The 13,578-nt window shown below is 61.0% G+C and carries 11 protein-coding genes and 2 pseudogenes; 6 read left to right on the top strand and 7 right to left on the bottom strand.

Annotated features, from left to right (window positions below):
* Positions 1 to 136 precede the first annotated feature (136 nt).
* Together NKH60_RS03130 and NKH60_RS03125 are read right to left on the bottom strand one after the other, a co-directional pair.
* A complete protein-coding gene (locus NKH60_RS03130) occupies positions 137 to 409 on the bottom strand; it encodes a Y4oE-related protein (protein ID WP_352871142.1) in 273 nt (90 codons plus the stop codon).
* A 212-nt stretch (positions 410 to 621) separates the two neighbouring features.
* Positions 622 to 1,062, bottom strand: a pseudogene (locus tag NKH60_RS03125) (ATP-binding protein); the annotation flags it as partial.
* 45 nt (positions 1,063 to 1,107) lie between these two features.
* Between NKH60_RS03125 and NKH60_RS03120 the strand changes: the two are divergent.
* The 5 genes from NKH60_RS03120 (at position 1,108) to NKH60_RS03100 (ending at position 5,197) form a co-directional block, all read left to right on the top strand.
* Positions 1,108 to 1,404 carry a hypothetical protein gene (locus NKH60_RS03120; protein WP_352772514.1) on the top strand — a complete coding sequence of 99 codons (297 nt, stop codon included), beginning with the start codon at positions 1,108 to 1,110 and terminating at the stop codon, positions 1,402 to 1,404.
* Positions 1,394 to 1,984: a type II toxin-antitoxin system VapC family toxin gene (locus tag NKH60_RS03115; RefSeq protein ID WP_352871140.1), complete on the top strand. Its 591-nt coding sequence runs from the start codon at positions 1,394 to 1,396 to the stop codon at positions 1,982 to 1,984. Before NKH60_RS03120 ends, NKH60_RS03115 begins: the two co-directional genes overlap by 11 nt.
* Positions 1,981 to 2,178 carry a hypothetical protein gene (locus NKH60_RS03110; protein ID WP_352871138.1) on the top strand — a complete coding sequence of 66 codons (198 nt, stop codon included), beginning with the start codon at positions 1,981 to 1,983 and terminating at the stop codon, positions 2,176 to 2,178. Before NKH60_RS03115 ends, NKH60_RS03110 begins: the two co-directional genes overlap by 4 nt.
* 505 nt (positions 2,179 to 2,683) lie before the next feature.
* A complete protein-coding gene (locus NKH60_RS03105; protein WP_352871137.1) occupies positions 2,684 to 3,556 on the top strand; it encodes a ferritin-like domain-containing protein in 873 nt (290 codons plus the stop codon).
* Positions 3,557 to 3,958: 402 nt separating this feature from the next.
* Positions 3,959 to 5,197: a tyrosine-type recombinase/integrase gene (locus NKH60_RS03100; protein WP_502907730.1), complete on the top strand. Its 1,239-nt coding sequence runs from the start codon at positions 3,959 to 3,961 to the stop codon at positions 5,195 to 5,197.
* Between the two features lie 400 nt (positions 5,198 to 5,597).
* On the opposite strand, the pseudogene NKH60_RS03095 reads toward NKH60_RS03100, so the two are convergent.
* Positions 5,598 to 6,312: pseudogene (locus tag NKH60_RS03095) on the bottom strand (HoxN/HupN/NixA family nickel/cobalt transporter).
* A 168-nt stretch (positions 6,313 to 6,480) separates the two neighbouring features.
* Positions 6,481 to 7,377: a class I SAM-dependent methyltransferase gene (locus tag NKH60_RS03090; protein WP_352871135.1), complete on the bottom strand. Its 897-nt coding sequence runs from the start codon at positions 7,375 to 7,377 to the stop codon at positions 6,481 to 6,483.
* Positions 7,378 to 7,523: 146 nt separating this feature from the next.
* On the opposite strand from NKH60_RS03090, the gene NKH60_RS03085 reads away from it, so the two are divergent.
* Positions 7,524 to 8,129, top strand: coding sequence for a TetR/AcrR family transcriptional regulator (locus NKH60_RS03085; RefSeq protein ID WP_352871133.1), 606 nt, complete (start codon positions 7,524 to 7,526; stop codon positions 8,127 to 8,129).
* A gap of 215 nt (positions 8,130 to 8,344) precedes the next feature.
* Here NKH60_RS03085 and NKH60_RS03080 read toward each other — a convergent pair whose 3' ends face one another.
* From NKH60_RS03080 to NKH60_RS03070, 3 genes are all read right to left on the bottom strand, one after another.
* The gene (locus NKH60_RS03080) at positions 8,345 to 9,298 is read right to left on the bottom strand and encodes an ATP-grasp domain-containing protein (protein ID WP_352871131.1); all 954 of its coding nucleotides are present in this window, start codon (positions 9,296 to 9,298) and stop codon (positions 8,345 to 8,347) included.
* A gap of 323 nt (positions 9,299 to 9,621) precedes the next feature.
* Entirely contained in the window at positions 9,622 to 10,845 is a 1,224-nt protein-coding gene (locus tag NKH60_RS03075; protein WP_352871129.1) for an acetate/propionate family kinase, read from the bottom strand.
* A 51-nt stretch (positions 10,846 to 10,896) separates the two neighbouring features.
* Positions 10,897 to 13,320: a phosphoketolase family protein gene (locus tag NKH60_RS03070; RefSeq protein ID WP_352871128.1), complete on the bottom strand. Its 2,424-nt coding sequence runs from the start codon at positions 13,318 to 13,320 to the stop codon at positions 10,897 to 10,899.
* Positions 13,321 to 13,578 lie beyond the last annotated feature (258 nt).

The following is a 13,578-nucleotide window of genomic DNA, read 5'->3' as shown; positions in this document are numbered from 1 at the left end:
GCGAACTAGATACCGAGCGAACTATAAGTGACGCGTTTTGGCTGCCGCTATAAACTTGTGTGAAATTTTGTCAGCTTTGCGCGACCGGAATAGGTGGACGACATCCGACGCCGCAGCTCGGATCATGCAAGGCGAACTAACGAATTCGTTCCGGGAAAATCCCGGCTGCCGGCTGGGTCAGGCCTGCGTGACGGTACCCAACTCTGAGAAAACTGCACACCAGAACTGCTAGTCGCGCTTGCCCGTCAAAATGTGCGGTCAACGCGCACCATGCAGCAGCAGTAACTGCGCTTGTGCCATACAGCTCAATAGCTGCCCGTAGCGCAGCTGCTGGGTTGGCCAGTTCCCAGAGCGTCAAATCGCCGTCGCCGTCGGCCCTGTCGCAATGGCCGGAATGAATATTGGGCATGCCAAGACCTCCCGCGGGTTGGACCGGCGAGACCCACGTGGAGTGAGCCAGCCGCCCAGGCTTCGCACGGGCTGCTTTCGGCTTGCCGGCGGAGGATGGGAATGCGTTCCCCGACGCCGTGGCACTCGCCGTCCTTTCGCGGTGTGTTTCTGACGGCCCGGCCGTTTACTTTCAGTTTGCAGCCTCAACTCATCCCACGCCGCAGCAGCCAACTACGTGAGCTCGTGAATTGTAACGCCGGGAACAACAGCCTTGGCGATCTCGCACAGGTGCTGGTGATGCGTCAGATAAATCACCTGGCCAGCGCTTGCCATCTGACCAAACAACCTGAAAACCTCCTCGGACCGGAAATGGTCGAAGGTCTCTATGATGTCGTCGGCAATGAATGGCACAGAGGGTCGAAACTGGGCGAACTCATAATATCCGGCAAGCCGCAGGGCCTGGTAGAGCTGAAAACGCGCACCCTTTGAGAGCGCGTCGGCGACCTTGGACTGCCCGTCGCGCTGCAATGCGATGCGGACTTCTCCGCTCTTCACGGGTTGGGTCGCAAGCCCCGAATACTGACCGCGCGTGATGAGTGCGAAAGCGTCAGATGTCCGCTTCATCATCCGGGACCGATGGTCCCGACGGCCAGCGGCTACTAAGCCTTGCCTATGCGTTCAACGCAATCTATATTCTGTTCAACACAGGAGGTTCTCATGGCTGCGCAGACACGGACGGCTGCAGAAAGCGAAGCAACGGTCGCATCGACCCGCAATAAACTTGTACTGGAGCAAGCGAAAGCCGCCGGCCTCCTCGGCGCCGCGAAGAATACCCGTCTTTCGGGGCGGGTGCCCTCGGAGTTGATCGAGGCGGCCAAGAAGCGCGCCCATGTCACCTCGGACACGGAGCTGTTGGAACTGGCGCTGTCGCGCCTGGCCCTCGAAGATGACTTTGGCGCCCGCCTGGTCGGACGTAAGGGCAGCATCCCGGCGGACATAGATCTTGGGGTTTGATCTTTCCGAAACCCTCCGCTCGCTAAAGCCCCAAAAGCACAACGGAACGCTGAAGCGCAGGGCCGACGACGATCTCCCATGGGTTGCTGACGAACCTGCGATCGGGGGACCGCTGTTTCTGGATACGAGCGTCTATATGGATGTCCTGCAGGGACGATCGCCGGTTGAAGTCGATACGCTGCTTACCTATCGCCGATGCCATCATTCCGCTGTCTGCCTGTCTGAGCTGACCCAAGCCTTTGGTCGGCTGGACCGTAAGCATGCCTCCACAAAAGCTGTCCTCGAGACGATTGAAGCCACGGTAGAGGACATTCCGGACCACCGACTTCATGCACCGGACGATGCGATCTGGGGACAGGCCGGGGTCTTGGCTGGCTTGCTCTTCCGGCTGAGCAATCTGCCCAAGAGGGAGGGGCACGAGCGCCGCTTCCTAAATGACGCCCTCGTGTTCCTGCAGGCGCGTCAGTTGGGTGCGAGCGTGCTGACCGGCAACGTCCGCGATTTTGATTTCCTCACCCAGATTCTGCCGACGGGACGGATCATCCTCTATCGAGCTCCGCCGAAACGGCGGTCATCATGAACGTCACGGTTGGTCCTCCTGTCGATATTCTCCACGAACTGGAACAGCTGGATCGGGGGCCGGCGACTGACGTCAATCATCTGCAGAATACGCCGGCCTTTCTGGGTTTTGTGAAGTTCGGTCAAACTCGATACCCCACATTAGATCCGGCTCTATTTTGCGGTTTTCGCTTGCCTTGGCGGCCCGGCAGCTAGGCTTGGCCTGTCTCGTCCGTGGCCAGGGTTCCGGTTTGGCGGCGAGTGCAACCGGGATCGCGGACCGGCTTGATTACGCAATGAAAAGTACAGCGTCGAGACGACTGCACCTCTACCCGCTTATCTGGCATCACACCTTCCGGCAATCTCGTTCGGTCCAAACCAAGTGCAGCGCTTTTCTGCGATCGAGCTTGAGCAGCTTTTTGATGTTCCGCAGCTTCACCGCGCGAACGAAAAGTGGTCGTTCGATAGCGGACGTTTCTCCCAGTTCCGACGCGGGCGTAGCCTATCCGGCTCATAATGTGTCACCTGAATGTCTAGGCTCGAGGCTTGGTCACAAATAGTCGATACCAACTCAGACGTTACGCGCCCAGAAAGCCGATGATCCGGAGCACGACCGCTGCAAAGTCCGACCTTTACAGGAACATTTCGCCTATCGCGGAGTTGGGCGCGTTGCCCGCGATAAGGTGCCAACGGTGGTGCCGGCGGGCTTTTGGAGGAAGCCATGATACGTGCCATCCCTTCACTCCACCTTTCCCGTCGCCGCGCATTGCAATTTGGGCTGGGAGCCAGCCTCGCCGCCACGACGGGCCTGGCGCCGGTTTCTCGCGCCTATGCCAAGGAGGAAGTGCAGGACGAGGACATCTTCCGCTTTGCGCTCAACCTGGAATACATGGAGGCCGAATATTATCTTCGCGGCACCACCGGAAAAGGCATCGACGCCGCCGATGCCGGTTCGAAACCCGGCGATGTCGTCGGCGGAAAGAAAGTGTCCTTCGAAACACCCGCCATCGGCGAATTCATGCAGGAGGTTGCTGAAAACGAACTCGCGCATGTCCGGTTCTACCGCAAGACGCTTGCAAAGAACGCAGTCGACAGGCCGGCCATCGATTTCGATGCGGGGTTCAAGGCGGTTGCGGAGGCAGCGGGCCTCGGGCGGGACTTCGATCCCTTCGGCAACGAAACGAACTTCGTTCTCGGCGGCATGCTGTTCGAGGATGTCGGCGTCACCGCCTATGCCGGTGCCGCGACGGTTCTGAAGAACAAGGACTTCCTCGCCGCCGCCGCCGGCATATTGGCGGTCGAGGCCTATCACATGGGAATGGCGCGCTCCACTCTATACCGGAAGGGAGAGAAAGCCTGGAAGGCCGCCAACGCCGTCTCCGATGCACGAGACAAGATCGATGGGCCGGAAGACAAGGACCAGGGCATCCAGGTGAATGGCAAGGCCAATTTCGTTCCTTCGACGCCCGACGCGATCGCGTTCACCAGGACGCCGCAGGAAGTGCTGCGGATCGTCTATCTCACCGACAAGGACGGAGTGAGCAAGGGCGGCTTCTATCCGGAAGGGATGAACGGGACCCTGAAGAGCACCTGAGTCGCTCGCGACAGGCGATCGGATCGCCGGAAGAGATGCAGCGGGCCTGCGGGCGGCACTGCTGGTACGGCTGCGCGACGATCACGAATCAAATCCGCCGCAGGAGTCTCACGCTCCCGGTTTGTCCATCCTAACGATGCCAACCCCGGCGGATCGGGAGCCTTCCATCGCATCGATTTTGAGCAGCTCTTGTTCTGACCCCTTGTTGACCGCGGTTTTGAGCGACCGGATATGGCCTAACTTTATCCGGCGGTATCCAATCGTACGATAACCGATTGTAGCTACTAGCTTTTTCGGCCCGTCCAATCATCCATACCTAACCGGATTTACGCCACGGTTGATTTCTGGCTGCACCCATACTGCACCTGAAATCGACTTTAATGGAGGTTAGGAACGCCCAAAATCAAGCTCACCAAGACGATCGTCGATGCTGCAACGGCCGATCAGGAACCCTACGAACTTCGCGACACCATCATACCGGGGTTCTTGCTGAAGGTCACCCCGACCGGGCGCAAGATATTCATGGTGGCCTACGCCGCCGCCAACGGCCAGCGGCGGAAGCCCGCCATCGGCCGCTTCGGCGAAATCACTGAGGAGCAGGCTCGAACGATTGCCCAGAACTGGCTCGCCGACGTCCGCAAGGGCAAGGACCCGAGCGCCGAACGCTCCGCCGCGCGAAAGGCACCGACGGTCAAGGAACTCTTCGGTCGCTTTATCGACGACTATTCCGAAAGCCGAAACAAGCCCTCGACCGTCACATCCAACCGGGGGTACGGGAAGCTCTACATCGTCCCACACCTCAGCCAGATGAAGGTGCCCGACGTTACGCGGGCCGACATCGCGACCCTCATGAAAAAAATGTCGAGGACCCCGACAAATGCGAACCGCGTCCTCGCGGTCGTCCGAAAGATGTTCAACATGGCCGAGGTCTGGGGAATTGCGGCCCGACGGGTCGAAGCCATGCCGACATGTTCCCAAGTTCCCGGAACGGGGAGAGACAAGGCTGATCACCGATACGGAATTGAAGAGACTCTACGCCTACCTCGACAGGGCCGAAACCGAGGGCCTGGAGCATCCCTTCATCCTCCACGCAGTCCGGCTCCAATTCGAGTTCGCCGCGCGCATGTCGGAGATCCGGCAGCTCGAATGGGCTTGGATCGATCTAGACAACCGGCGCATCGAATGGATAGCAAGACCGGCGTTATGTCCAAGTCCATGAGCGCGGAGGCGGCCCGGCTGTTCAGGACGGCCCCGCGCCTCGAGGCCTCGCCCTTCGTTTGCCCATCAATCTTAGATCCAAACCTCCCTATGTCGAAGCACACCTACTATCACGGCTGGAAGCGCATCCTTGAGCGGGCCGGCCTGCCGCACATCGGCACGCACGGCATCCGACACCGCTCGGCAACCGACATCGCCAACTCCGGTGTGCCGGTGAATGTCGGCATGGCGCTCACCGCGCATAAGACTGTCACCATGTTCATGCGCTACGTCCACACCGAGAATGACCCAATAAGACCCGCCGCCGAGGCCGTGGCGCAGAGGCGTCTGACCCTGATCGGTGGCGCGCCAGCAGTCCCAGCCGCAACGCTCATTCTCGAGCCAGTCATCGCGCCCCCCCACCATCGCCCCCGAGCCCGCTGAACCGCTGACCCAGGCGGCAGATCAGAAGCCGTTCGATCTTGCCGACGGCAAATACTCCTCACGCACCAAACTCGGAAATTACAGGCCGTTCCGCCATCGTAATGGCCAGAGCCGGGCAGTGCCTCCCGGAACCAGGCGCGCAGACGGTGAGCAGGATTCCTCCGGTTTCGAATAACCCAACACAGTAGCGCTGGCCGCCGCCGGACATCCTCTGTCGCGCAATTCGTGGGTGACGCAGCCTGAGCAGCCACTTGCCGTCGGGTGACGACCGCCTCGCCCGCGGCGCCGCGCATCCCTGCACAACGTTGACACTCTGCGCCACCCACGTAGGACAGAAATCGCTACAGCGGAGTTCGACAGGCTGCAGCGCTCCTGCACCGACAGTCGTGTCTTTGTCAAATCAGCGAAGTAAGATTTCATGGATCGCGAGGGCGATCAGGGCAGCGCCAGCCAAAACCCTCGACAGAGCGGGTGATCGCTTCGAACAGACGCGACCTGCCTTCGACAAACCACACCAGGCGTTCGCGCGGTAGGATCGAGAGAATTGCGACGGCTGACAGCGTGATCGCCACGCCAATCATCATCGTGCCAGCGAACAGGATGCCGGCCGCCGGCACGCCGCGCGCGATCGCAAACGTCATGACGAACAGCGTGAGCGGACAAGGAATCAGTCCAGCCATGACTCCGACGGCTTCGCCTCGTGGTTCCGATGATGCCCATGGCCGAGTGCTCGCCACAGCATCCATACGCCGATCAACCCAAGCAGTCCGCGGCTGATGTCTTCCAGCAGAGGAGCGCGGCCAACGCTCCCCAGGGCGATTGAGACAAGTGGCGAGGAGAGGACCGCAGTCAGAACTGCTGTTGTCACATGGGTGATCGATCAGGGTTGTCGATACGAGGAAGCCTCGAGAAACCTTTGCGTCCGAACCAGCCAGATACGTCGCAAGGACCGCCTTGCTGTGTCCTGGTGTCAGCGCATGCGATGCACCGAACAGAATGCCCATCGGCAGAAAGGCCGTGAAGGCCGGCCAACCGCCACCGGCCGCAAGCAGTTTGATCTGCTCGGCCAGCGCCAGGTAGATCGTGCGTCGGAACTCGGCATTGGTTTGGAACATCATGCTGGAACCGGCCTCATTCTCAGGTCAATTCATGGCGCATGGCGAAGATTCACTTTCGGGTTCTTGTTGCAGCTGGCATTGCAAGCAGACCGAATTGGGATGTGCCCACTGCCTATACATGGCCCTTTTTCAGAACAGGTCGCCATTCAGCCAGCCTTGGCATGATCACGGCGCGGCCGGAGACGCCTGGCATGGCTGGTCCTCTTTCGTCGTCGCGCAAATGTAATTCAGGTTCTTGGTTCCGACGGCGCCGATAGCGCTGACCTGGAAACCGCTCTCGGTCAACAGCGGGGCGACCGAATGCATATCGACGTGACCATGCTTGTGGAGCCTGGGCAATCTTGACTTGCGCACCGGCCTGCCGAAATCGATGAGCAACAGCCGGCCTGCTGGCTTCAGGACGCGTGCCGCCTCGCGGATGAAGGCCGATCGAGCGGGCTTCGACAGATGATGCAGCATCAGCGTGCCGACGACGATGTCGAATTGCGCGTCCTTGAAGGGAAGCTCCTGCGCCGTCCCGTTGACGAAAGTCAGATCGAGACCGGACCGTTCGGCCTTGGCGCGCGCCCTCTCGATCATTTCGGCCGATGCGTCGACGCCGGTGACACTTCCGCCCGAACCGACCAGCCGCTTCGCGGCAACGGCAAGGGTTCCCGTTCCACAGGCCACATCGAGCACCGCTTCGCCGGGCTGGAGCTTTGCCGGGCGAATCATGAGCTCGCGAAAGCGGCCCTCGCGCCCAAAGGTCAGAACGCGCGCAAGCAAGTCATAGGCCGCCGCCCGATGCAGGACGATGCCGATGCCCCTGTCGCTCGCGCTCTGCGCAGCGTTGCCGACGAGCCCCCCGTGACGCAGGCTGCCCCACAGCGCCAATCCGGCGATCACCGCAAGGACCAGGCCGTGGAATGCCGCCGTCCAGGCGCCGGCCTGAATATAGCCAGTGCCCAATTTGGCGAGGACGAGGAAACCGGCGACCAGCGACAGCTTGGCAAGCAGGGCCAACGCAATCACCTTCTTGCGCGAATGCGATCCGTTACCGGCGTGATGATCAGATGAGTGCATGTCTGGCGACCTTCTGCTTCATTGCGGCGTGCCCAAACCCGATTTGAGCTCCTGGACTTGGCGTATCATAATGGACACAATGTCTGGAAATGCTGTTGTCGGACACCGGACCGCCGAATGTCCGAAACCGGGCACCGCAGTGGGCCATGGCCATGAAAATCGAACGGGCGGGCGAGCGGAACACGATCGATCGACGCGTCGCGCGGACGCGCGGCCTGCTGCAGGACGCGCTCATCGCCCTGATCCCGGAGCAGGGATATGCCGCCATCACCGTCGATGACATCTGCCAGCGGGCCAATGTCGGCAGGTCGACCTTCTATACCCACTACGCCGACAAGGATGCTCTGCGCAGCGCGACCATTGAGGCGCATCTGCGGTCGATAGGCCGCAGGCGCGAGGCGGCAGGTCAAGAAACAGGTGGCCGCCTGTTCGAGTTCAGCCTGCCCATGTTCGAGCACGCACACGCATTCCGACCGCTTCACCACGCATTGCTTGCAAGCAGCGGTGACACGATCCACGACGAATTGCGTGAGCGTATCCGGCGAGCCGTCCGGGAAGAACTGGTCGAAAAACGGATCGGCGATCGCGGCATGCCTGCCGAATTCGCCGTTCAGTTCATCGCCGGCGCATTTCTTGCAGTCCTCGCCTGGTGGGTCGCCACCGACATGAACCTTTCACCGGCACAGGCCGACGACCTGTTCCAGAGGATGGCGGGAAAAGGCATCGGAGCCTGGGATAGGCCAGGCTCCTGAACGGTGATTGGCCTTGGAGCAGCGGACGTCGCGCTTGACCAGCTAAAAGCCCAGCGTAGCTGCCTCGAGCGCGACGTATCGGGCCGGCCTTGGCGAAGGTGACGATGGCGAGAAGCTCCACAGCGGCTCGCGCAGCAGCTGGCATGGTATCTGACCATGGCGGAGGCCGATCCCGCCAGGCGTGATGGTCCTCCTGCTGACACCACCTTGCACGTTCAGATGACTAAGACCGGAGCAAACCCGCCGCCGGGAGTTCTGAAATTCGTGGTCTGGCCCTGGTAGAGGCGCGCGGCGGCGAGCAACAGCTGCCCGTCATAAGTATAAAGGCGCACGTCCATCTTGCGCGGTGCGGGTGCGCCATCCATCTCGATCATGCGCTGCCCCGGTGCGGCAAATGCCTGGGCCACATAGCCACCCTGGGCGATCTCGGCCCACACCCCCTTCGTTACCTTGTCGCCTCGATAGACCGCTTTGCTGCCATGACCGGAGAGCGGCTTGAAGAACATGTCCTTGCGCGATTGCCACATGGCATCCGAATTGTCCGGCGTGACGAGCGTTGTCCGCGGAATACCATTGAGCCGCGAGCGCATCTCCGGAGAAAGGCCCAATGCTTTCAGCGCCTTTGGATCGGACAGCAATGTCAGATTACGCTTGCTCGCATAGAGCGCATGGTTGTGCGGATTGGGCGTGACCACCACCGCGCCGTCCTGATAAGCCGCCCTGAGCACTGCATGCTCCGGCCGATCGAGGGTAAAATCGACCAGGCGATTGTAGACGAGGTCAATCTCCTGTCCGCCAAGCCGAAGCCTGCCGCCATCATACTTCAGCTCACTCGCGTCGCCGATCATCGCGTCGATGCCGTGCTTCAGCAATAGCTGCCGGGCTAGCACGAATTCAGGATAGAGATACTGCTCCGTAGGCTGGTCATCGACGATGGCAATCGTTCGCGGCGAGCCGGCTCCGCGCTGATGGCGCCATTCGTTCTCCAACATCGCAATGACACTGGTTTCGAAGTGATCGTCCCTGGCTCCGATCAACGCACGATAGACTTCGGAGCAGCAGGCCTTCTGTGCCCTGGCCAGCAAGGCATTGAGGAAAGCGCCGCCAGCGTTGGTGTTGACCTCAATCAGCTTGGGCCCCTGATCGTCGAGGTGGAAGTCGTAGCCCATCAGAGCGCCGACGGGTCCAAAATCCCTTTGCGCGATTTCGGGAGCCCAGGAGAGGACCGTTTCGCGGTAAGCTGGCAACTTTGCTGTTGCCTCGATGGCGACGACGATTGCTTGCATCTCATCGAGCGCGGATGCGGCGAGGAAGACCGGAACGTTGGAAAACAGATGCGGCCGCGACGCTATGAAGGTTTCGCAGAAGCCGGGATCGCCGGCCTCGTGGTTCAGCGCTGCCCAAAGCGCTGTTCGATCGAGCGTGATGCAGAAGCAGTTGCGATTGCGTCGCGCCGACAGGGACGTGGTGACTTCCGCCACGCCGGAGACTGTTAGCATGTCAGTGTTTCCTCTGCGATGGAGTGCTGGGGTCCTGCCCAGCTCGGCGTCGGCGCAGAGAGCAGCTGGCTGGCAACGGCTCTCTCTTCATCCGTAGGGATTACAAGAACCTCGACGCGTGAATTGGTAAGGCTGATGATCTCCTTGGCGTTTCGGTTCCGATGATGATCGATACCGACACCAAGCCAGCCGGCAGCAACTCCGATTTTCTCCCGGATCGCTGGCGCGTTTTCGCCGATGCCGGCAGTGAATACCAGAGTGTCCAGACCTCCGAGAGCGGCGGCCAGCGATCCGATCTCGCGCGCGATGCGATAGACAAACAGGTCGATCGCCTCGGTGGCGAAAGGATCGTCCGAGCCGATCAGCGTTCGCATGTCACCGGAGATTCCCGACACACCGAGCAGACCGGATTGGTCATAGAGAAGCGTGACCAGTTCGTCGGCCGAGAGCTTCCTGTCCTGCAGGAGGTGGAGAATGATCCCCGGGTCGAGCGCGCCGCAACGCGTGCTCATGATCAGGCCATCCAGCGTCGAAAATCCCATAGTCGTGGCGATGCTTGCTCCGGCACTCATGGCGCACATGCTGGCGCCGCTGCCGAGATGGGCAACAATTGCCCGGCCGCCGGCCCCGGCGCCATAGCGGTTGCGCAGCCGCGAAGCGATGTGGCTGTAGGACAACCCGTGAAAGCCGTAGGAAACGATACCCGCCTCGGTCATCGCACGTGGAATGCCGTAGATCTTCGCACGGCTCGGGCGGGTTGAATGAAACGCTGTGTCGAAGCATCCGACCTGCATGGCCTGCGGGAGGAGGTCGGCAGCCAGCGCCACAATCTCGAGATTGATCCGCTGATGGATCGGCGCCATCGGCTCGAGCCGGGCGAGCGCGTCGAGCGCGGGCGCATCCAGCAGCGTCGCTTGCGTGAAGTCGCGGCCGCCATGAACGATCCTATGCCCCACCCTGCCTATGCGGCGCAGGAGATCGCGATCGCCAAGGAGGGAGACGACGGAAGTGAATGCTTCGCCGATGTCGATCGGTTTCTCGCCCAGGCCCTTCAAGATCTCCGGTCTGTCACCTGCGGCCTCGGCATGCAGCTGCGGATGTCCGCCAAGCGAGGCGATGTGGCCGCGCAGCAGCAGGGGCAGGCCATCGCGTTCCTCGAAGACAGCGAATTTCAGGCTGGAGGAACCGCCGTTCAGGATGAGGATAGCGTCAGTCATGGGTTCGTCCGATGTGCTGTCACCGCAGCTCGCTGAAGACGTGTCATCGGCTCAAGCTGGGCGGATATGCGTCACATCCAGGTCCTGATCCCACTTCCAATCAAGTATCTCCGGCATATCCTGCCCATGGGCGCGAATATAGGCTCGATGTTCAAGCAGCTTGCTGTCCATCGCCTGCTTGAGACCGACTTGAACGCTCTTGAGTTCCGGGACCCGTTCAAGCACGCTTTTGACGAGATGGAACCGATCGAGGCCGTTCAGAACGGTCATGTCGAAGGGCGTCGTCGTCGTGCCCTCCTCGTTATAGCCACGCACGTGGATATTGTCGTGGTTGGTACGCCGATAGGTCAGGCGATGAATGGCCCAAGGATAGCCATGATAGGCGAAGATGACGGGTTTGCCGGCGGTGAACAATGCGTCGAAATCGCGATCTGGCAGCCCGTGCGGATGATGCTCCTTGGGCTGCAGTGTCATCAGGTCGACGACGTTGACCACCCTGATCCTGAGCCCGGGGGCGTGATGCCGGAGGATCTGCACGGCCGCAAGCGTTTCAAGTGTCGGAACGTCGCCGGCGCACGCCATGACCACGTCCGGCTCTTCGCCGTTCTCGCTCGATGCCCAGTCCCAGATGCCGATCCCTGTCTTGCAATGGACGATGGCCTTGTCCATCGACAGCCACTGCCACGATGGCGGCTTGCCAGCGACGATGATGTTGATGCGGTTCCATGTCTGTAGCACGTGATCGGTCACGCAAAGCAAGGTGTTGGCGTCCGGCGGCAGGTAGACGCGCACTATGTCGGCCTTCTTGTTGAGGGCAACGTCGATGAAGCCGGGATCCTGGTGGCTGAAGCCGTTGTGTTCCTGATGCCAGACATGGCTCGACAGCAGGTAGTTCAGGGATGCGACCGGCCGCCGCCACGGAATGTGTCGGGAGGCATCCAGCCATTTCGCATGCTGGTTGAACATGGAATCGACGATATGGATGAACGCCTCGTAGCAGGAAAACAGACCGTGCCGCCCGGACAGCAGGTAGCCTTCAAGCCAGCCCTGGCAGGTATGCTCGGAGAGGATTTCCAGAACCCTGCCGTTGCGGCTGAGATGAACGTCTTCCGGCAGGGTCTTTTCCATCCAGGCGCGCTCGGTGACTTCGAATAGGTCCTGAAGCCGGTTCGAGGCGGTCTCGTCGGGACCAACGATGCGGAAGTTCTTTGCCGCCTCATTCAACTGCATGACGGCGCGCAGGAACTTGCCCATAGCCCGTGTTGACTCGGCCTTCACCGCGCCTGGCCGTTCGACCGCCACCGCATGGTCGCGTAGCGAGGGCAGATCGAGCGACCGGCGCAACAGGCCGCCATTGGCGTGCGGGTTGGATCCCATCCGCCGCGTAGCCCGGGGCGTGGTGGCGCGGATCGATGCGATGGCGACGCCGGCATCATCGAACAGTTCCTCAGGCCGATAGCTTCTCAGCCACTCCTCAAGCAGCTTCAGATGCGCCGGGTTTTCAGCGATGCCGGATAAAGGGACTTGGTGCGAGCGCCAGAATCCTTCCGTCTTCAGCCCGTCGACCTCCTTCGGGCCGGTCCAGCCCTTGGGGCTTCGCAGCACGATCATCGGCCATTTCGGTCTCAAGGCCGATACCGCGGAACCATCACGCGCCGCGCGCTGGATCGCCTGGATGCGGTCGAGCGCATCGTAGAGCGTGGTCGCCATCAGCTCATGCATCAACACCGGATCATGCCCCTCGACGAACAGCGGTTCATAGCCATAGCCAACGAACAGCGCTCGCAGTTCTTCTTCGGGAATGCGGCCTAGGATGGTGGGATTGGCGATCTTGTAGCCGTTCAGGTGCAGGATCGGCAGCACCGCACCATCGCGTGCCGGGTTGAGAAATTTGTTCGAATGCCATGCGGTGGCAAGCGGTCCGGTCTCCGCCTCGCCGTCGCCGACGACACAGGCCACGACGAGATCAGGATTGTCGAAGGCAGCACCATAGGCATGGGATAGTGCGTAGCCCAGCTCGCCTCCTTCGTGGATCGAACCCGGCACGTCGGGAGCGGCGTGGCTAGGAATCCCGCCTGGAAAGGAGAACTGCCGGAACAGCCTGCGCATTCCCTGCTCGTCCATCGAAATGTCGGGATTGAGTTCGCTGTAGGTGCCCTCCAGATAAGTGTTTGCCACCATGGCCGGGCCGCCATGACCGGGACCGCAGACATAGATGACGTTCGCGTCCCGAAGCCGTATGGCGCGATTGAGATGGGTATAGATGAAGCTCAGGCCCGGAGACGTTCCCCAGTGACCGAGTAGGCGCGGCTTGACGTGCTCCAGCCGTAAGGGCTCGCGCAGCAGCGGATTGTCGAGCAGATAGATCTGCCCGATCGTCAGATAGTTGGCGGCGCGCCAATAGGCGTCGATGTCACGCAGCTCGTGTTCGGACAACCGGCTGGTGGGGATCGGTATTGCCTTGTGCTGGGTCATGCCTGTCTCTCGTTGCCGATTGCGAATGCCGCCGGATTGCGACGCGCCCATGCTCATCGAACCCTAGCGAATGGATACCTACGCGTTCGCGCACCCTTCAGCCCGCCATTGTTCGGCTGACCTTCTAGATGCTCGCCCGATAGGGATTGCGTGCATCTCCGGGAAAAGCTGGGAAAAGAGGGCTCGCTGAAACTAGGCGCTCTCCCAGAGCCGCGGCATTGATTTGCATCAATGTGGCGGCGCACAGTTGCGCTAGAC

The organism is Mesorhizobium sp. M1006, from assembly GCF_040318825.1.
Taxonomy (GTDB): Bacteria; Pseudomonadota; Alphaproteobacteria; order Rhizobiales; family Rhizobiaceae; genus Mesorhizobium.
This window is presented reverse-complemented; position numbering and strand designations above follow the sequence as displayed.